General features: G+C 54.0%; 18 protein-coding genes. 9 read left to right on the top strand and 9 right to left on the bottom strand.

The annotated features are described in order from the left end of the window. The first annotated feature begins 111 nt into the window (after positions 1 to 111). On the top strand, positions 112 to 597 hold the full coding sequence (locus tag G3T16_RS05610; protein ID WP_163494196.1) for a VOC family protein: 486 nt from the start codon (positions 112 to 114) through the stop codon (positions 595 to 597). Between the two features lie 130 nt (positions 598 to 727). Beyond that, positions 728 to 1,069 (top strand): YciI family protein, encoded by a 342-nt coding sequence (locus G3T16_RS05605; protein WP_163494195.1) that lies wholly within the window; start codon positions 728 to 730, stop codon positions 1,067 to 1,069. Positions 1,070 to 1,514: 445 nt separating this feature from the next. On the opposite strand, the gene G3T16_RS05600 is transcribed toward G3T16_RS05605, so the two are convergent. Beyond that, a complete protein-coding gene (locus G3T16_RS05600; RefSeq protein WP_163494194.1) occupies positions 1,515 to 2,453 on the bottom strand; it encodes a YihY/virulence factor BrkB family protein in 939 nt (312 codons plus the stop codon). A gap of 453 nt (positions 2,454 to 2,906) precedes the next feature. On the opposite strand from G3T16_RS05600, the gene G3T16_RS05595 reads away from it, so the two are divergent. The 4 genes from G3T16_RS05595 (at position 2,907) to G3T16_RS05580 (ending at position 8,827) form a co-directional block, all read left to right on the top strand. Further along, entirely contained in the window at positions 2,907 to 5,063 is a 2,157-nt protein-coding gene (locus G3T16_RS05595; RefSeq protein WP_163494193.1) for a TonB-dependent receptor, read from the top strand. Between the two features lie 189 nt (positions 5,064 to 5,252). Continuing rightward, positions 5,253 to 6,755 (top strand): aldehyde dehydrogenase family protein, encoded by a 1,503-nt coding sequence (locus tag G3T16_RS05590; RefSeq protein ID WP_163494192.1) that lies wholly within the window; start codon positions 5,253 to 5,255, stop codon positions 6,753 to 6,755. Positions 6,756 to 6,845: 90 nt separating this feature from the next. Continuing rightward, positions 6,846 to 7,370, top strand: coding sequence for a V4R domain-containing protein (locus G3T16_RS05585; protein WP_163494191.1), 525 nt, complete (start codon positions 6,846 to 6,848; stop codon positions 7,368 to 7,370). Between the two features lie 164 nt (positions 7,371 to 7,534). Further along, on the top strand, positions 7,535 to 8,827 hold the full coding sequence (locus G3T16_RS05580) for an NAD(P)/FAD-dependent oxidoreductase (protein ID WP_163494190.1): 1,293 nt from the start codon (positions 7,535 to 7,537) through the stop codon (positions 8,825 to 8,827). A gap of 111 nt (positions 8,828 to 8,938) precedes the next feature. On the opposite strand, the gene G3T16_RS05575 is transcribed toward G3T16_RS05580, so the two are convergent. From G3T16_RS05575 to G3T16_RS05550, 6 genes are all read right to left on the bottom strand, one after another. Then, positions 8,939 to 9,256 carry a Rid family hydrolase gene (locus tag G3T16_RS05575; RefSeq protein WP_197911921.1) on the bottom strand — a complete coding sequence of 106 codons (318 nt, stop codon included), beginning with the start codon at positions 9,254 to 9,256 and terminating at the stop codon, positions 8,939 to 8,941. Positions 9,257 to 9,315: 59 nt separating this feature from the next. After that, the gene (locus tag G3T16_RS05570; protein ID WP_163494189.1) at positions 9,316 to 10,455 is read right to left on the bottom strand and encodes a tyramine oxidase subunit B; all 1,140 of its coding nucleotides are present in this window, start codon (positions 10,453 to 10,455) and stop codon (positions 9,316 to 9,318) included. Positions 10,456 to 10,584: 129 nt separating this feature from the next. Then, complete coding sequence (locus G3T16_RS05565; protein WP_163494188.1) at positions 10,585 to 11,796, bottom strand: MFS transporter; 1,212 nt, start codon at positions 11,794 to 11,796, stop codon at positions 10,585 to 10,587. 36 nt (positions 11,797 to 11,832) lie between these two features. Continuing rightward, a complete protein-coding gene (locus G3T16_RS05560) occupies positions 11,833 to 12,357 on the bottom strand; it encodes an aromatic-ring-hydroxylating dioxygenase subunit beta (RefSeq protein WP_163494187.1) in 525 nt (174 codons plus the stop codon). 6 nt (positions 12,358 to 12,363) lie between these two features. Next, positions 12,364 to 13,089 (bottom strand): SRPBCC family protein, encoded by a 726-nt coding sequence (locus G3T16_RS05555; protein WP_269473287.1) that lies wholly within the window; start codon positions 13,087 to 13,089, stop codon positions 12,364 to 12,366. A gap of 20 nt (positions 13,090 to 13,109) precedes the next feature. Further along, a complete protein-coding gene (locus tag G3T16_RS05550) occupies positions 13,110 to 13,679 on the bottom strand; it encodes a Rieske 2Fe-2S domain-containing protein (protein WP_163494185.1) in 570 nt (189 codons plus the stop codon). Between the two features lie 317 nt (positions 13,680 to 13,996). On the opposite strand from G3T16_RS05550, the gene G3T16_RS05545 reads away from it, so the two are divergent. The 3 genes from G3T16_RS05545 (at position 13,997) to G3T16_RS05535 (ending at position 17,518) form a co-directional block, all read left to right on the top strand. Further along, a complete protein-coding gene (locus G3T16_RS05545) occupies positions 13,997 to 14,716 on the top strand; it encodes a GntR family transcriptional regulator (RefSeq protein WP_163494184.1) in 720 nt (239 codons plus the stop codon). A 128-nt stretch (positions 14,717 to 14,844) separates the two neighbouring features. Next, a complete protein-coding gene (locus G3T16_RS05540; RefSeq protein ID WP_163494183.1) occupies positions 14,845 to 15,729 on the top strand; it encodes a beta-ketoacyl-[acyl-carrier-protein] synthase family protein in 885 nt (294 codons plus the stop codon). Positions 15,730 to 15,856: 127 nt separating this feature from the next. Then, positions 15,857 to 17,518, top strand: a complete 1,662-nt coding sequence (locus G3T16_RS05535; protein ID WP_163494182.1) for an AMP-binding protein — start codon at positions 15,857 to 15,859, stop codon at positions 17,516 to 17,518. A gap of 66 nt (positions 17,519 to 17,584) precedes the next feature. On the opposite strand, the gene G3T16_RS05530 is transcribed toward G3T16_RS05535, so the two are convergent. Together G3T16_RS05530 and G3T16_RS05525 are read right to left on the bottom strand one after the other, a co-directional pair. Next, positions 17,585 to 19,270 (bottom strand): sodium:solute symporter family transporter, encoded by a 1,686-nt coding sequence (locus G3T16_RS05530; protein ID WP_163494181.1) that lies wholly within the window; start codon positions 19,268 to 19,270, stop codon positions 17,585 to 17,587. A gap of 4 nt (positions 19,271 to 19,274) precedes the next feature. Next, a complete protein-coding gene (locus G3T16_RS05525) occupies positions 19,275 to 19,529 on the bottom strand; it encodes a hypothetical protein (protein WP_163494180.1) in 255 nt (84 codons plus the stop codon). Positions 19,530 to 19,643 lie beyond the last annotated feature (114 nt).

The raw sequence follows: 19,643 nt of genomic DNA, 5'->3' as shown, positions 1-19,643 counted from the left end.
GCACTAATTGGCTGGTAGCGGCTTCAATAACAGACTGTTGTCGAATTCAGGCAATTCGGTTCGACTATGGATTGCCAGTTACGGCAATAGACCCGGACAGGAAAACTGATCATGACGAGCATTGCAAAGAACACAATCTGCCTTTGGTACGATGACGCCGCCGAGGAAGCCGCGCGATTTTATGCCAAGACATTCCCCGAATCGTCAGTCGGCGCGGTGCACCGCGCACCTGGGGATAATCCATCGGGGAAGGAAGGGAGCGTATTGACGGTCGAGTTCACCGTACTGGGTGTACCGTGCCTCGGACTCAACGGCGGACCCGCCTTCAAGCATAGCGAAGCGTTCTCGTTTCAGATTGCGACCGCAGACCAGGATGAGACTGATCGCTATTGGAATGCTATTGTCGGCAACGGCGGTCAGGAGAGCCAGTGCGGGTGGTGCAAGGACAAGTGGGGCATCTCCTGGCAGATTACGCCGATCGCGCTGACGAAAGCGAATACCAGTCCCGACCGCGCAGCCGCCAAGCGCGCGTTCGAGGCAATGATGACGATGAGGAAAATCGACATTGCTGCGATCGAGGCAGCGTTTCGCGGTTGAGATGTGGATGACCTCACCAGCAGTGGCAGTTCGCGCCCTTCGGGTGCCGGACTCGCTACGCTCGCCGCTGTGCATGGGCGCTAGGCATGGCCTGTATCACTAACCACAGAAGTCTTGGAGCAAGACGATCATGGCAAAGTATCTAATTTCATTCCCCAGCGCTGCAATGGCTGTACCCGACAGTGAGTGGGAGGCGGTGGGTCGAGACTCTCATGCCGTGATACGCGAGGCCAAGGATGCGGGCGTCTACGTCTTCGGCGGTGGTATTGATGAAGCAGTACCGCCCCTTCTGGTTTCGGCCGATGGCTCAGTGGCTGAGGGAGGCTACCCGTGGGCGCCTGCGCTCAACGGTGGATTCACTGTACTTGAGCTTCCTTCAAACAAGGAGGCCATCGAATGGGCCGCACGCATCGCGAAAGTGTGTCGCTGTGATCAGGAGCTTCGAGTATTCGGGTTTGATCCGGAGTCGTGAGGTCCAACGTATTCAGCGTTTACATTCAAGCAACCATACCCGGCACCAAGTGGTGAAACCCTGAACCCGTTTGAGCATGAGTGCGCGTAGCACTGCTAACAAGACGCTCCAAAGTAGGCCGTCCTGAGCGCAGCGTTTAGTGGCAAAGGAGACATTAATCGAGGGATCCCCTGAAATGGCGCGGAAGGGGAATACACTCACTGTGCTTACCAGGAGGGACGGTCGCTGGCTTTTGTACCGGGAGGCAAATCTACTGGTCCCGGAGCAGGGGGGCGAGTTCTGATATTCCATCCTTCGGAATTCTTTGCGGAGCTATGATTTTCCCTCTAGAACTCCAGTGTTGTTTTAGTTTGCTGCCAATGTCCACGAAGAGCATCGGGCGGTTCCGCTCCCGGGGGCATCGTTGCGCTGGTGCCGAATCCCACCCCGGGCGCAACCCGAAAGCTCAGCCCTGCTGCACTTCCTCGACCAATTCCCGATGCACGACCACTGCGGTGCTCTTGGGTCGAACGGGCAGACCCCTGCCTTCGAGGTGCGCACGAGTGAACGCCGCCCCGAACAGGAGGATCAGCGAGGAATAGTTCACCCACAGCAGGAGCAGCGCCAGGGAGCCGGCGGCGCCGTAGGCCGATGCGGTCGCTGTATTGGCCAGGTACATGGCGATCAGGGAGCGGCCCACCGTGAACAGCACTGCGGTGAGGAAGGCGCCGAGCAGGACGTCGCGCCAGGACAGCACCACATCGGGCAGGATCTTGAACATCGCCGCGAACAGAAGCGTGACCACAAACAGCGACAGAGACAGCTCCAAGCTCACCAGCGCCCAGCCAGGAACCGGCAGCCATCCCTCGGCGTATGCCATGACGCCACGCAGGGCCACGGACAACAGCAGCGAGACCAACAGCACGAAGCCGATGGCCAGGATGATGGTCAGCGACAGCACCCGGGCCTTGAGGAAGACCCACATACTGCTCCTGGAGGGCCGTGGCGCGACGTCCCAGATCTGGTTCAGGGACTGCTGCATCTGGGCAAAGACCGTGGTGGCGCCGACTACGGTGGCGAAGATCCCGATCAGCGCCGGCCAGATGCCACTCTGGTCGATCTGGGAATTGATCACCGCCGTCTGCACCACACCGGCCGCTTCCGGGCCGAGGGTCCCCTCCAGCTGCTCGAAGATTCTACCCTGGGCAGCACTCTCGCCGAGTACCAGCCCAACCAGGGTGACAACCACCACCATGATCGGCGCAATTGAGAATACGGTGAAGAACGCCAGCGCTGCCGCGTAAATAAAGGCCTGACTGGCCAGCCAGTTCCGGCTCGCAGCACCCAGGATGCCGAGCCAATGCCGTATCGGAGCGGGAAGCTTGTCGAAGATTCTGGAAGCCATGGGTGGAGGATACGCCAGCTCCGGCGCCGATGTCGATCTGCCACTCGTCAGTGTGCTGCGACAATTCAGGCAAGGTTCCAAGGATCATACGCTCCCTTGCGTCTATCGGTCCAGATGGCCAGAGGTGATTCCACCCATCCTGCGCAGGCTACCCGTCGATTCACGCGACCTGTCGCAAGCGGCTCGGTCAAGCTGTGGCTGGCAGGACATCTGAACGGCCCGTCAGGCTCGGCAAATTTCTGTTGATTTCCTGAAACGACTGAGTTACGGTCAAATACGGTATACAGTATACGATTAACTGAGCGACCGACCGCTTGGCTCTGCTTGTAGAGTCAAACCTAACAGAGGGGAATATTTGTAATGCGAGCTACCAACTACCTCCTTAGACCGATACATAAAGCCCATTGGAACTACTTCCCATTCTTGGTTGGAGCTCTGTCTGCAGGTGCTGCAGTGACTGCAGTACCTGCCTCTGCAGCTGTGCTGGAGGAGGTCACCGTGACCGCGCAGAAGCGCGAGGAAAGTATGCAAGACATTGGCATATCCGTTACGGCTTTCAGCGGCGACCAGATGAAGGCCCTCGGCATTGAAAACGCCGCCGATCTAGTGGTACACACTCCAGGCCTGAACGCAGTGTCGCCATTTGGGGCAGGCAGCAATGTGGCGTTTACGCTTCGTGGAGTCGGTCTGAACGACTTCTCCGAGTCCAATGAGGCACCCGTGGCAGTCTATGTGGACGGCGTTTATAACGCGACGCTTGCTGGCATCGGATTTCAGCTCTTTGATATAGAGCGAGCTGAGGTATTGAGGGGGCCGCAGGGCACGTTGTACGGGCGTAACTCAACGGGTGGCCTGGTGCACTTTATAACCAGAAAACCCACACCTGAGAAGGAAGCTTCTGTCGAGCTGACCCTGAGTGAGTATGATCAAGTGCGCGTGGAGGGCAATGCCAGCGGTGGCCTGACTGACAGGCTCTGGGCACGCGCTTCCATACTTTATAACAAGCATGACGGATACATTGAGAACACCAATCCAGGCGTCGCCGATGCTGGAGAGACAGACAACATTTCAGGGCGCGTGCAGTTTCTCTACCAGCAAAGTGATGATCTTGAATTTCTCTTCAAAGTACATGCAGGGGAATCAGACCAGGTCGGGGCCGCCTATAAACATACCGCATCAATGGTCGGTGAGGACGGGTTTGATTCTGTAGAAGTGCCCGCGGATGTCGACATATATGGGACGTGTGCGGGCTGCGATCTGACCGGCTATCGTGATACCACGGGTGACTTCTACAAGACTGAAAATAATCGCGAACCCTTCGTCAAACTCGATACCTTCGGTTCGTCTTTGAACATTGACTGGACTGTCGGTGACTTTGATATCACCTCCATTACGGCTTATGAAGACGTAGAAAAGCAGTTTGGTGAAGACACCGATTCGGGTCCGGCCCCCTTTATAGAAGTCACTAATCCGGTAGACAGTGAGCAGTGGAGTCAGGAGTTTCAGATTCAAAAATCGGCCGAGCGGAGCCGGTGGACGGCAGGCATGTACTATTACATGCGAGACATCAACAGTGGGACGCGGACTGATCTTTCAAGAGAAACATTTATTGGTTTCCCGGCAAACAACAATACTGTCACTCAGGATGAGACGGATTCCTGGTCCCTTTTCGGTCAGTATGAATACGATATTACCGCTAACACGACGATAATCGCGGGGCTGCGTTATACCGATGAAGAACGTGAGTTCGATATGGTAGTGACGGATGAAAACGGTATATTACCTGATCCCGCATTCGCCTTCACTGAGGCAACTGCGGGCGGATTGACCAAACACGACACTGACAATCTGACCTATCGTCTGGAGATCAATCACCACTTCCATGATGATCTACTTGTTTTTGCCTCGACAGCGAAAGGAGTAAAGGGTGCAGGTTTCAATATCGACCTTGGTATTGATCCCCGAACCGTCGAGGACATACCCTTTGATGAAGAGGAGTTGTTCTCCTATGAACTTGGATTCAAGTGGACATTGTTGAATGGCGCGGTAAGGTTCAACAGCTCTGTGTTCTACTATGATTACAAAGATTACCAGGCCTTCAGCTTTGAAGGTCTGAGTAATGTGGTATCGAACAAGGATGCATCGATCTATGGGTTGGATGCGGAATTGGTGGCAAGCCCCTGGGAAGGTTGGGATTTCAATATTGGGCTGAGTTTGCTTGATACCGAGGTTGAGGACATTAATACCGGTGTCTCGGTCATCGATCGTGAACTTGCGATGGCTCCTGAGGCGACATTCAACGCCCTGGCACGCTATGAGTGGGAGGCGATGAATGGAGTAATGTCGGTGCAGGGGGATATGCAGTATGTTGGAGAGCAATACTTTGACATCACCAATACAACTCTCGGTACGGAAGACAGCTATTCGGTTGGCAACCTGCGAGCCTCATACCTTACCGCCTCAGGAAAAACGCAATTCTCCGTATGGGTCAAGAATGTCACTGACGAAGAGTATCGAATCTATGCGATCCAGGTTCCGGGGCTGGGATTTTCCCAGAGCATGATTGGCCAGCCACGGTGGGCTGGAGTAACGATCAGTCATAATTGGTAGGGGCAGGATCAATACCTGATACACCCCTCAGGGTGCCGCCAAAACTGTGAAGCCGTTGATCGCAATTCGCTGAGTTAGCCCGTAATAATGAAGGATATATATTCTGAGCGGGCTAGATAAAATGGCCGGAAGGGTTCCTCCCTACTGCCTTCGACGGCAAATACTGAAATATTTCTGGAAGAAATTATTATGAAGAATGATTTGTCGTTACTGGGCGCCGAAAGCAGGAGATTTGTGTTCGCGGAGCACGGCATGTTTATCGATGGGATGTCCGCGCCTGCTTCAAGCGGTGGCACAATCCCTGTGTTTGACCCGTCGAGTGGTGAGCAAATTGCGGCTGTTCCTGAAGGTACTGCCGAAGATGTCGATCGCGCCGTTCAGGCGGCCAAACGGGCATTTGGAGATCCCTCATGGGCGGGTCTCAAGCCTGCCGCTCGCGAACGCCTGATCCTCAAGTTGGCGCTTGTGCTGGAAGGGCACGCTCAGGAGTTCTCGGAGATTGAAAGCCTGAATAGCGGACGGCTTCTTGTGAATACCCGGCTATTCGATGTTGACCTCTCCGTGGATTGCCTGCGCTACATGGCAGGATGGACAACCAAGCTACATGGGAAAACGATACCGGTGTCAGTGCCATATGCTCCTGACATGGATTTTTTTGCCTATACAACCAGGGAGCCAGTTGGTGTCGTTGGCGCGATAACCCCCTGGAATGTGCCGCTCGGGCAGGCGATATGGAAAATCGCACCGGTATTGGCTACTGGCTGTACGGTGGTACTGAAGCCAGCAGAGAATACGCCTTTGACCGCTCTTCGGTTCGCACTGCTTGCGAAGGAAGTAGGTATTCCCGACGGAGTGATTAACGTGGTCACGGGGTACGGAGCAGTTGCAGGAGCTGCCCTTGTGGCACATCCGGATGTTAGCAAAATCTCCTTTACCGGGTCCACCGATACCGGACGCGCAATAGGAATCGAAGCTGCCAGAAGTTTCAAGAAATGTTCGCTCGAGCTAGGTGGAAAATCTCCAGTGATCATCCTGGATGATGCCGACTTGAGCCAGGCCATCCCGGGTGCTGCTCAGGCTATCCTCGGCAATCACGGCCAGAACTGTTGCGCGGGGTCACGGCTTTTTGTCCACGAAAGTATATACGATGAAGTACTTGCCGGTGTGGCAGAGATTGCCAGCAGCGTCAAGTTGGGCCCCGGTTTGGCTCCTTCGTCAGAGATGGGGCCACTTGTTTCGAGCGTGCAGCAGCAAAGAGTGCTCGGTTACATCAAGTCCGGCATCGATGAGGGGGCCGAGGTGGTCGTGGGAAACAAATCGGTAGACCACCCAGGATTCTATGTACGACCGACCATCCTGGCTAACGTCACTCCAGATATGAAAGCCGTTCGGGAAGAGATATTTGGGCCAGTACTTGCGGTTGCTTCGTTCAAGGATACCGAAGAAGCCATAGCAAGGGCTAATGACACTTCATTCGGCTTGGGCGCAAGCGTGTGGACGACGAATATCAACAAGGTACATCGGATGGTCCCAAGACTGGAGGCGGGAATGACCTGGGTAAACACCCATAATGTTCTGGACATAGCGGTGCCTTTTGGGGGAATTAAAAACTCTGGTATAGGGGTTGAACTGAGCGAAGAGGCGATTCTTCAGCACACTAACATCAAGTCAACAATCGTCAACGTAGAGTAGTGTGCCTGGGTTGCCTTGAGTAATGATGAGGTTCAATTCCCCGGGTTCCCCATGGACCGTACACGGTGTCTGGAGCGAGGTTGTTGAGCAGTGAGCGGTACTTTTATTGACTCCCTTTGCAATGCGGATGGAGTTCTTCATGCGGGCGATACTCGATATCTCCTGGTCCGGGCCGATGCGTTGATGGGCTGCTTCAAGTCCAGCTCGGGCTCGAACTCTCTTGCGATGTACAGTGAAATAGAGAACTCGTTTTTTCGCTTTGGAGGTAAATCCATTCGGGCGTATGCAGATACCCTGGGCGACGATCCACAAGCATTATTGTTGAAGGTTGAGGAAATTGCCCTGCAGCTAGGGTGGGGTAATTGGGCGTTTTGTCTGGAGACAGGAGCAACCAAGCTCACACTCACGGTAGAAGGCAGCCCGTTCAGTGCCGGCTATGGCCAGTCGGATTTCCCGGTTTGTGCCCCCATTTCGGGAATGCTTGGAAGTGTTGCCCAGACAATATTCAAGCAATCCGTAAGCTGCATAGAGTACCGGTGTTCAGCAATGGGTGGAGATGTCTGCAAGTTCGAAGCCTTCATTGAGGCTGGAATTGATGCTTCAGATGTGTTCTAGTTCTTGCTTCCCATCGGCAGGCGAGTCTGCTGCCGCATTCATCTAAAATACCCGTTGCTGCGATCGAGGTGGTCAACGCTTTTGAAGCAGATTAATCGCAGCATGACTATCAAAAGAAATCACAGTCGTAACAGTCCAACGATGCGAAGCCGGAAATCGAGTTTATGACGAAAACACTCAATTCAGTAAGGACAATAGACGAATTTCCGGAGTCCACTACTGTAGTGATAATCGGTGGTGGAATTATTGGAGTAACCGCGGCACTCACATTGGCGGAACGTAACATCCCCGTCGTATTACTGGAGAAAGGCCATATCGCGGGAGAGCAGTCATCACGCAACCTGGGCTGGATACGAAAAACCAGTCGCCATGTGGCAGACGTTCCGCTGGCGTTGGCGGCAGACCGGCTATGGGCAGAAATGCCGGAACGAATCGGACAATCGGTTGGTTATAAGCAATGTGGCGTTATGTTTTTGGCCAAAACAGAAGAGCAGATGACGATTCATGAAGCATGGGCAAGATCGGTTCAATCGTTCTGCCTGGATTCACAGCTATTGAGTGCAGGAGAAATCGATGAACGTATACCAAATGGCAAGGGTCAATGGGCGGGTGGTATTTATACTCCGTCTGATGGTCGTGCAGAGCCTTCCATTGCGGTAAGTGCGATGGCCAGGGCCGCCATCGCAAAAGGTGCTCACCTCATCCAGAACTGTGCAGTGCGAACGCTTACTACCTCGGGTGGCAAGGTCAGCGGTGTCGTCACAGAAAGAGGCGAGATTCGTTGTGATCAAGTTCTACTCGCAGGCGGCACCTGGTCAAGAAGATTCCTGGGCAACATGGGCATTGCTCTGCCGACACTCCCTGTCATTGGATCTGTTCTACGTACCAGGCCAATGGAGGGACCCACGGATATTTCAGTTGGAGGCCCCGACTTTTCTTTTAGAAAGCACCAGGATGGCGGTTATATTATCACTCAACGATCAGCATTGAGTGCACCCCTCACACTTGATCATTTGTTGATTGGATGGAGGTATCTGAATCAGCTTCGCGCCAATTTTGGTTTCCTGCGGACATCGCTGGGCCGTGAATTTGTCGAAGACCTGAAGCTTGGGCGCCGCTGGGGAGCAAACAGCTATACACCGTTCGAGAAGATACGTACCAGGGACCCAAAGGTCGATTCAGAACTGAATCAGGAAGCTCTTGCCAATCTTCGGAATGCATGGCCGATCTTCGATAAGGCGGAAATAGAAGAAGCCTGGGCGGGGGTAATCGACATCACGCCGGACACCAATCCTGTTATCGATCGTATCAAGGCCGTCCCTGGCCTGACGGTTGCTACCGGATTTTCAGGTCACGGATTTGGCACCGGGCCAGCAGCTGGACAGTTGGCCGCTGACCTTGTATCCAACACTGATCCCATTGTCGACCCCAACACCTACCGGTTTGATCGTCTCTGAGACCGAGTTACTTCGAAATATCGAGATATTGCGCCTTGCCTGCTGAGGCTTCGCGATACGCTGTGGCGTCCATTTCCATTTTGTAGATGTCGGAGGCAAGCGGAGAACATGTCAGGGTGCAAGCAGGATCAATCCCCGAAACCTGTCACCAAGCACTGCGCCAACGGCGTCCGCATCTGCTGGATTTGGTACAAAAACCCGAATTGCTACGATGTCTGCCAGACGTGATCCTGCGGCGATCAACGCGCTTTCGATATTGGCTATGGCCTGAAGCGATTGCTCTGTAACGCCTTCGGGCATTTCCTTGGTCACGGGATTGCGTCCAGCGGTATTGGAGATATAGATATGGTTGCCGACAGCAACAAGGCGCGAATAACTCGCGATATCTTCAAACCTGGAACCGCTTTTAACTTTGATAATCTCTTCCATATATTTCGCCTATCTATACGTTTGAATAGTTTTCAACACATGCAACCGGCATTGCAGCTCTAGCCCAGTATTGGCTTATCCCAGAGATTCAGAGTGACGCCGATGCCTCTTTTAATGGCGTTGCGGTACACCACGGTACCCCATGCGACGTCTTCTACCGGCATCCCTCCTACCGACAGCATGATAATTTCTTCATCATTGCTTCGGCCGGGAGCATCGCCTGCGACAATCTTTCCCAGATCTTCAAGGTCACTTTTGTTGAGCTTCCCTTCTGCGACCATGTCCATGAATTTCAGGCCCACAAGCGGGTTTACGTTGTGGACCGGCGGGGCGATCTCTGACATCCACGCTTCGTACAAGCCTGTATTATCCAGTACTTTTCGGACCTCGGGACCTGCCACGCCATCATCAAAGTTCCCGAGGGCGGGCATTGCGAAGAAAGTGCCCGGGCTAATCCATTCGCGTTTGACGATGGGATACGTTGTTGGATCGCCGGTCGCCCCGGAGCTGCAATAAGCCACGACATCCGAATCGCGGACCAGTTCCTCCTCGGAGTCGACAGCGTAGACCTCTGTAAGTTGTGGGTAGGTTTCTTTGGCCCAGCTAATAAAAAGATCAATGCTCTTTCTCCCTCGCCCTTTGACCTTGACTGTGTCAATTTCTGGACAGGCAGTAATGAACGCACTGAGAGAAGTCTTTCCCATGACGCCGGGGCCGAGGATGCCAGCGACACGTGAGTCCTTGCGGGCGAGATAACGCGCGCCCACGCCCGGAATTGCGCCTGTCCGGTAGGCGGATAGAAGATTGGCAGACATCAGCGCGAGCGGTGCGCCCGTTTCCGTATCCGTCAGGATAAACATGAGAATGGAGCGCGGAAGGCCAATTTCCCGATTTGCTATATTGGAACCGTACCATTTCACTCCGGAGGTCCCGAAAGAGCCACCCAAGTATGCGGGCATTGCCATGAATCTTCGGTCCGGAGTCGGTTTCGGCATGGTGGCGTGCGGCGAATCTTCGGGGAACAGAATAAGGGACCCGTGGGAGTTGTTGTTCTCTCCCGCCATCCGATAGTCGCCACGGTAAAGCAACTTGAACATTTCCTCCATGGTATCTACGCATGCAGGCATGTCTGTGACGCCGGCCTTGACCATGTCGGATTCCGAAAGATAGATGAAATCAATTTTGGTAGAACTAGTCATGATGTCGTCCGTTTCAAAGAAAATTCGTTAAAGTAATAAGCTGGTGCCAAATTTATCCAAGCGCTTGGAAGCGGGTCCCCTCCGTAGGTGTTCCAACTGCCGGTGAGCCAGCACAAAAGGCCAAGGCTCTTAGGATGCTCGAGTTATGCGAGTAGCCGTCATAAACATTATTAAAGACAGGATCGAGCATATGGCCGAAAAAGCTAACACAGATACAAAGCCCTGGCCTTCCATTATTCGTCCGCCCAGCGCGGGCCCCACGACACCACCCAGAGACAGGGTTGTGGCGGAGAGCGCGACAAAACGACCGCTCACATCTATTTCGGCGCTAAGCCCGAAAAAGTAAGCCAGGCCGTAGTTCACGCAGAACGTGAACAGTATTGCCCCTGCAGCGAAAGACACTATGGATTTGGATTGCCAAATTACTACCAGAGCGATGAGGTTGACGAGCACTATGCCTATCATGGGCAAGTCGCGCCCCCATCTGTTGCCCAACCAGGCGGCGACGAAAGCACCGACAGCGGAAGAGATCATGCTTAGCGCCAATATCACGCCGACCTGCTCCGCTGGAAGTTGTTTGTTGGTTGCCATTATTTCGAGAAAAGCCCAGGTTGCGAGAATGCCGCTGAAGAAAACGATACCCGCAGCGAGGGTAAAAAGCGACAAAGTAAGCAGCGCCGTGGATGATAGTGAGACGACGTTGCTGGTGCTGGTGGCCTCAACTGACGTGGGCAAACTGTAGGGATTGTTCTTGACGCCACGAGAGGGAAGTACTCCGCTAAGTAGGCCAATGATGAAACATGTTGCCGCCATGGCATATGCCATCCCTGTGAAGCCGTAGAGAGGGATAACGAAGACAGGTAATATGAAGAGCAAGGTTGTGGAAGGCAATGCTTCAAGGCCCAGTTTAACGCCGAAGGCTCTATCCGGATTTTCACTGTCGCCCATCACGACCATACCGAGCACATAGAGCCCGCCAATCCCTATCCCCATGACTCCGAATAGCATTGTGATCGTTTGATAATTGCCGGTGAGAGTGACGGCAAACAGGGAGGCTACAGAAACTCCTGAGCCCAGAAATGCTGCGAGCCTCCAGTTGATTCGCCGAATGAAGAAGAGAGACGCAATAGCAATCAGTGTGAAAGTAAGATTGAAAACTGCGATGATATCGCCAAGTTGAGATTCGCTGAATTTGAAGGTATCGGCCATTGTGCCAATGATCATCGGCATCGTACTGGAGATTAGAGCCCCGGCGCCAGAAAGAAGACCCGCGGCGATGTACACAGATTTACGGTCGATTGGGTGTCTTGTCGGTACTGCGGAAGTCTGTGGAATTGCCATAGCTTTGGCGCCCAGTAAGGAATAGGTGGCAGGTTATTACAACAGAACTTGAATATTGCGATGAGGCGCATCGCAATTATTAAGTATCACTTTTTTCTGATTGATTTTGAGTTTTCCATCCTTTCTGGCCAGCTCATGGAAATATTTGCCGCCATAGACTGTTTGCGTGTTTCTCAGGTCTTCTTGATAACCAAGCACCATGAAGCTCGATGACAGATGGTAGGCTACATACTCGTCCTCAATCACTTTATCCAGCATTACGTTGGATATTAGATGCGTGGACTCAGGCCGTCTGTCGAGCGAGTGTGCCTGCGGATGTGTCATGCGTTTTACCCTGAGTCGCAGAGTGGCTTTGTCTTCATGAACAATCGATGCCTGTTGCAACGGATCAACCTGATCTCTGTCGGTCGGAACCCAGTAAATTGCTCCTTCAAGATAAAGGGACAGCCAGTCATCCCAGCGTTTTTCATCAATGCAGCGGGCTTCATGGAACAGAAATTGCTCCAGTTCTGATCTCAATTCGCATTGCGGCGAACAAGTGTACTGAGAACTATTGTTCATTGAGCACTACTCTACTTCATCTTTCATGTAGGACATCCAGGCCTCGTATTCATGTCGATACGCAATATCGCTGGTCCCTGGAGCGCTAATGGTTCCATCTTCGTTTCGCGTCTCCACCCCCATGTGACGATGCAGGCTGACCCAATCAAGCCCGTTATTCTTTAGTCCTTGTTGCATTCGACAAAATGCTTCGTTGTCATCGTGGCCGGCAACAGACGCAGGAGAGAAAACAGTTTGGTTGTATAGAAGTGATCGTTTCAGCATTTCTTCGGGTGCGCCCCGTAACCTGAATGTCCAGGTTTCCAGAATGGTTCGATCAACGCTTACCGGGCGGAATACCCGTATTGTCTGCAAGTTGCACTTGAGAGACAAGCTGGGGTAAATGACGGTGTTGTGGCGCTCAACCGACAATATCTGTTGGAACCTTTCTTCACCGTGGGCGGCCAGCATTGCCTTGTTGTACTCTTCGTTTTCCGGATAAGCAGAGTGAATGCTGAGCTCTCCACCGGTGAAGGAATGACCATTCCCACAGATTGTTTGACCTATTTCCTCGAAGAATGACAGAGGGCTGCCAAATGGCGTCAGCATATGGAGAACAGCCGGCATCTCACCTTCGTTGCCAATACCATCAGCTATTTCCCTGGCCGGGGCGCTTGCCGACCTGTGCGTAGGGAGGGCATGCAGGTTGTCTGACACGTTCTCGACCAACATCTTCCAGTTACAATCGTTAATGTATTTTAGTGGTGCTCCGACTACCTCAAGTACTCCCTCGGGGATCTGTCTACCATGTTATCGATCGACGTTCTGGCTTTCCCGAGCCACGTGGACAGCTCAGGCCCTTCTGTATGGATACGTACAAATACAAAGCCGCGGTAGGATTCGACACAAGCGATCCTCCTCAGATTGCAGTCTTCATTGTCTGTTTCCAGCCGACTTCCGTCATAGCCGTCAGCCAGTGGGCGGGCCTTGAGAGAACCGTCTGTATCGAATGACCAGGCGTGGTACATGCAGCGAAAAACGCGAACGTGGCCAGAAGCTGCTGTGGTGAGTTGAGTTCCCTTGTGTGGACAACGGTTGTACAGGGCCTTTATCGAGTCGTCCGTATGGCGAACGACAAGAACCGACTGCCTGGCGACCTGAGCGCTACAGAAATCCCCGGGTTCCGGTATTTGACTTTCATGGCATACAAAAATCCATGCCTTTGAAAATACCCTGTCCATTTCCAGCTCAAAAATGTCGCTATCTGTATATAGCCGCTTGTGAACTCTGTCCGGTTCGACTAAGCCCTCGATTTCATCAATGCTAATGGCCGGAATTTTCATGGAGTTGGCGCTCTGGCTTTGTCAGAATCTCATTCCAGTGTATACTGTATACGAAAAATAGAAGGGGTGCCAGATGTATGTCGACGTGGAGGCCTGATCGTTGCCATTCCAGTCCGGATTGCAAGAGCTGTATCGGTTCAGGGTCTTGGTCCGTCTTGGCGACGGGTTGTGGCTCGTGCTAGAATCACGTCGATTCTGGATACCGTATACGGACTTTGTGCTGCTTAAGCCCGTCTATATTCAGGTCCTGGTTTCAGGAAAGCTTATCCACTTCGTACACCGTAATCCTTACATTTACACTGCCCCCGGACCTTCCCATGGAACCAATGAAAATCCAAAAGCCTGTCCACCTGCGAGACCAGGTTTATAGCAGGGTAAAGCGCGCCCTTCTCGAGGGAATTTACTCGCAGGGAGAAAGGGTAACCGAAGATAAAATTGCGGTTCATCTGGGAGTATCCAGAACGCCGGTTCGAGAAGCGCTGCGCTTGTTGGAGGAGCTGGGGTATCTGGACAGCCGCCCTTCCGGTGGGTTCTCAGTCCCGATGCTGAATGAAGAAAATATAGTCGATTTTATCAAGGTGAGGCTGCTTCTTGAGCCTCGTGCTGCGCAAGAAGCAGTCAAGGCGGCGACGAAGGAGCAATTGGAGGAGTTGAAGTCGATATTGTCCCAGGCCCGGACTGCGGCAACAGGCAGTGACGTTTTCGACTTCTATGCCACTGTCCAGAAATTCTGGGATCGCTTTTGGCTGATGAGCGGCAGCGCCGGTCTTTACGCTTGTCTGACGAAGCTGACAGAGCAATACCATTATCAGTATTTGTCGGTGATCGCATTGGACGATTTGGCAGTGAGATTAAGCCTCGTTGATTTGCTGGATGATCTGCTGAAGCATTTGACGAGCCGTGATAGTAAAAAAAGTGTCGAAGTGATAAAGACACATTTGAAATTCAAGAAAAAGGAACTGCTTCGCATTATCGATACGCTCAATGCGAAATCGAGCCAGGAAGATGACGATGTCAGAAACCTGGTGCGGGTCTAGCTTCCGGTCGAAAAGCGTGACCATAGGTGCTATAGCTTGTTTTTCAAGCAGCTACTCCTTGAGAGGCGAGCGAGGGTTTTCATGCCGATGATGAAGCTGGCTGTCTGCATGCTTGCCGTGAGCAAGCGATGAAGGCTTCTGGAAAACTACAGAGAAGCCATCAGAATATTGTGCTCGCGGCGCCTGTCTCGGTTCCTTATCAAAGGAAAACGACCCAGCCGGCCAGCTATTTTATCGGCACGGCGCTACGCGGGATGCTGACAGCTGCTGGGCTTCAGAAGGCAGAGTGCGACGGTTTAATGGTGTCCTCCTACTCCTTGGCACCGGATACCGTGGTGTCACTTGCCGAAACATTCGATATCAGTCTCAATTGGATAGAGCAGGTCCAGCTGGGCGGTGCCTCCGGAATTATAGGTGTGCGTCGAGCAGCGCGTGCGGTGGCAGCCGGCGATGCTGAGGTTGTAGCCTGCATCGGCGGAGACACCTATATCCCCCATCAGTTTGCCGGGCTTCTGGGCCGGTTCAGTAACTTCACTATTGACGGGGTTACACCTTACGGTTGTGGTGGGGCCAGTGTGCCTTTTGCTTTATTGACTCGCGCTTATATGGAAGCGTATAACGTTGACCGTGAAGATTTTGGCCGCTTGTGTATTCTACAGAGGGAAAATGCCGGCGCTTATCGGCAAGCATTGCTGCGAGAGCGTTTGACAATGCAGGCTTATCTCTCAGCACGTCCCGTGTCAGACCCGTTGGGATTGTTTGACTGTGTTATGCCATGTGCCGGTGCAGAGGGTGTCCTGGTTATGCAGGAGGCCAGGGCGCAATCGCTTGGGATACCGTACGTAAACCTTCTCGCCTCCGCAGAGAAGCATAACGCCTCCGGCGGAACGGTCATGCCGCTGACTTTTGGCTCCGGATATTACTGGAGAGTCAGTAATTATCGGTGTTGGAGAGGGTGCATTTGCGATTCAAAGTGCAAGGACAATAGCAGCCAAGCTAACGCGTTCATGTGAGTACTAGCACGAAATACGGCGCCGACTTTCAGCACGAAGGGAGTTGGGCGCGGCCCGGGTGATCCGCTGAAGAAGATTGCCTGGTCACCTCTTACCGAGACCCCACTACTCTGCCTGGTCCCCAAACATGACTGATTCATCCAATCACAATTCAACTCCTGAAAGGGTTCCCCAATCAGGTATTCTGGCCAGAATGCTGGATTTCCCCGATCGCACTCTGCCAGCGCTTCTTCAGCGCCAGGCTGTGCTGGGTGAGCGAGTGCTTCTGCGCTGCGCAGAGCGGGAGCTTAGCTATGGAGAAGCACCCGACGTTGCGGCCCGGTACGCCAGCCGGCTCGCTGAGGAGGGGGTCGGGCCGGGCGATACAGTGGCAGTATTCATGTCCAACAAAATCGAGCTCATTGAGCTTTGGTTTGCGATCGCATGGCTTGGCGCTATTATGGTGCCGATCAATACGGCGCTACGGGGCGAACAACTTCGCCATGCTATTGGAACTGCGGAGCCGTTATTGCTTATCATGGAAGCCGACTACTTCGCGGCACTATCACCTGTAGAGGATATAATAGCCCAGGCTCGAGCTGTATTCGCAATTGATATCAAGGGTGATGGAGAATCTATCGGGTCCTTGTCGGTCAAGGAATTACAGCCGAATATTACGGGTATACCCGCTCACCCTGTGGCGCCTGGCGATACTGCAGCCATTCTCTATACATCGGGTACGACCGGTGCAGCGAAGGGTGTGCTCTGTCCTCATGCTCAGTTCTACTGGTGGGGTACACTGACGGGTGAGGCGCTGGGCCTGGATCAGGATGATACGCTTTTTACGGTACTTCCGATGTTCCACACAAATGCGTTGAATACTCTTTGGCAAGCTATGTTATATGGCGCCACCTATTCTTTTGCGCCTGCATTTTCCGCCAGGAATTTTTGGCGGCAGGCGTATGAAAATGGGGCTACGGCCACCTATCTTCTCGGTTCTATGGCCCAGATCCTGTTGAAACAGCCGGTCGGATCGCTGGATAAAGAGCATTCAGTTGGAGTGGCTCTCTGCCCGGCTACACCGCTGGATGTGGTTGAGAAATTCCATGCCCGTTTCGGTGTGAAGCTTATTGAGGGCTACGGGTCTACCGAAACCAACTTTGTATTTTCCAATACGCTCGGCGGCTATGCACCTGCGAGCATGGGCCGGGTTACCGATGGTTTTGAGGTCCGAATCGTCGACAAGAATGATTGTGATGTGGAAGAGGGCAAGCCGGGGGAGCTAATTATCCGTCAGCGCGAACCTTTCAGTATGTCCCAAGGTTACTATGGTAATCCGTTGGCGACAGTCAAGGCGTGGAGAAACTTATGGTTTCACACTGGTGACCAGGTATTTCGTGATTCTGAGGGGATATACCACTTTCTGGGCCGACTGGTGGATGCGATACGCCGTCGTGGTGAAAACATCTCATCATGGGAAGTTGAGAGCGCTCTGATGCTGCATTCAGATGTCGAAGAGGCCGCAGTCATAGGGGTGCCATCTGACCTCGGATCAGAAGAGGATGTGATGGCGTTTGTAGTTATGCGCCCTGGCTGTACGCCGGATCATGTCAATATGATCCGTTTCCTGGAAAGCCGGCTGGCGTATTTCGCCATTCCCAGGTATTGGGAATTCCCGGCAGAATTGCCAAGAACACAGAACAATAAAATTAAAAAACACGCGCTACGTGAAATTGGCGTGACATCCACTACCTGGGATTTCGAGAAAGCCGGAGTCGTGCTTAACCGTACGAGCAAACGCGATAAATAAGAGCGCTGCACTTCCTCAATAAGGTCTCGATTCGGCTCATTTCTTCATTCGGGATCAAAGGTGCGATTAGTGCCGCGCCACCTCGAGTTCGCCGTCCTCCGGCCCGTACTCAGAGCGCACCAGCTGGGCATGATAGTTGCTACGGTCCATCGCGGCCTGCTCTGAACGGTCAAACCGGGACACCAGCCAGATTGTCACCAGCGCCAGCGGCAGGGTGAACAAGGCCGGATAGTCGTAGGGAAACAGAGCTCGCTCGAAGCCCAGTACCGATACCCAGACCTGTGGCCCGACCACGATCAGGGCCACCGACGCTATCAGCCCCACCGTGGCACCGACGATGGCACCGCGGGTGGTGAGCCCGGGCCAGAACAGGGACAGGAACAGGACCGGGAAATTGACCGAGGCGGCCACCACCATCGGCATGGTGGCGATAAAGGCGACATTCTCATCCTGGAACAGGATGCCGAGGACCACCGCGATCACCCCGATCGCAACCGTTGTTACTCGGGTCAACAGCAGCTCCCGGCGGCTATCCGGCTGGCCCTTGCACAATACTTCGGCATAAAAGTCGTGAGAGATGGCTGCGGCGCCGGATACGGTTAGCCCCGCCACTACTGCGAGAATGGTGGCAAAGGTGACTGCCGCCATAAACCCCGTCAACAGGTCGCCGCCCACTGCGGATGCCAGGTGGATCGCCGCCATGTTACTGCCGCCAATCAACCCGCCTGCAGTGCTGAAGAACGCCGGGTCCCGATACAACAGCGCCACGGTGCCAAAACCCAGTACGATCAGGACCAGGTAGAAGTAGCCCATGAACAGCGAAGCGTAGAAGGCGGATTTCTTGGCCTCGCGCATATTGGGCACAGTGTACAGCCGCATCAGGATATGCGGCAGTCCCAGCGTGCCGAACAGCATCGACACCAGAATCGTCGCCACCTGCACCGGGTCGTTGAACAGCAACCCCGGCGCCAGGATCCGCTCGCCACGGGGATGATTGGCGACTGCTCCGGCGAACAGTTCGTTCAGATTAAAGCCGGTTTCCAGCAACACCAGAAACGCCGTGACGGTCACCCCGCTAATCAACAGGATAGCCTTGATGATCTGTATCCAGGTAGTGGCGAGCATACCGCCGAAGGTAACGTACGCCAGTACCAGAGCACTCACCGCTACCACCGCAACCTCATAGGGTAGCCCGAACAACAGTTGAATGAGTTTGCCGGCGCCCACCATCTGCGCGATCAGATAGAGGATCACCACTACGATGGTACTGACGATGGCCAGCAGCCGGATACGGGTGCTCTCGAGCCGGGTTGATACCACGTCGACGAAGGTGAATCTGCCCAGGTTGCGCACCCGGCGCGCCAGTAGAATCAGCATCAGTGGCCAGGCGGAGAACGCTCCCAGGGCCAGCAGCAGGCCGTCAAAGCCCCCCAGGAAGATCAGCCCGGTAATGCCCAGGAAGGAGGCTGCGGACATGAATTCTCCCGCAATGGCTGTGCCGTTCTGCAGGCCCGTGATCTGGCCGCCAGCATTGTAGAAGTCTCCGCTGCTGCGAGTACGCCGCGACGCCCAGTAGCTGATTGCGAGGGTCGCGACCACGAACACCAGGAACAGGGTAATGGCCACTGGATTGAGCGGTTGCCGTTCGACCTCGCCGGCAATATTCACCTCTGCCAATGCCGCCTGGCCGGGAACCAGCAGGCCGGCCAGCACGCCGCCCAGCCGGTGCGCCCGGCATGGGGTTGGTGTCATCCGGCTATTCCCCCTCGGGCTCGAACGCACGGTTGAGCCAGATGAACAAGAACTCCAGCGCAATGAACACCACGATCAGGCCGGCGAACATCAGCAGCGAGCCGGTGATATAGCTCCCGCCGAGACGTCCGGCAAGTGTGGCACCGAACCCGGTCCAGTTGAGCGTGAAAGAGAAGTACAGTGCCAGGATCAGCGCGGCAAACAGTAGCCGCCGGCGGGTCCTGGCCCGGATGAAGACGAGCTTCTGATTATTGTCCAAAGTATTTCCCCGGCCGATCAGGTAGCAAGGTCGCCCCGCTCTCGCGGTCTGCCGAACTACCTGCGGGGGAATGCCGCCACAGGCAGCCAGCACAGGCGGCAATGCGATTGCGGC

Source organism: Kineobactrum salinum (assembly GCF_010669285.1).
Lineage (GTDB): Bacteria > Pseudomonadota > Gammaproteobacteria > Pseudomonadales > Halieaceae > Kineobactrum > Kineobactrum salinum.
This window is presented reverse-complemented; position numbering and strand designations above follow the sequence as displayed.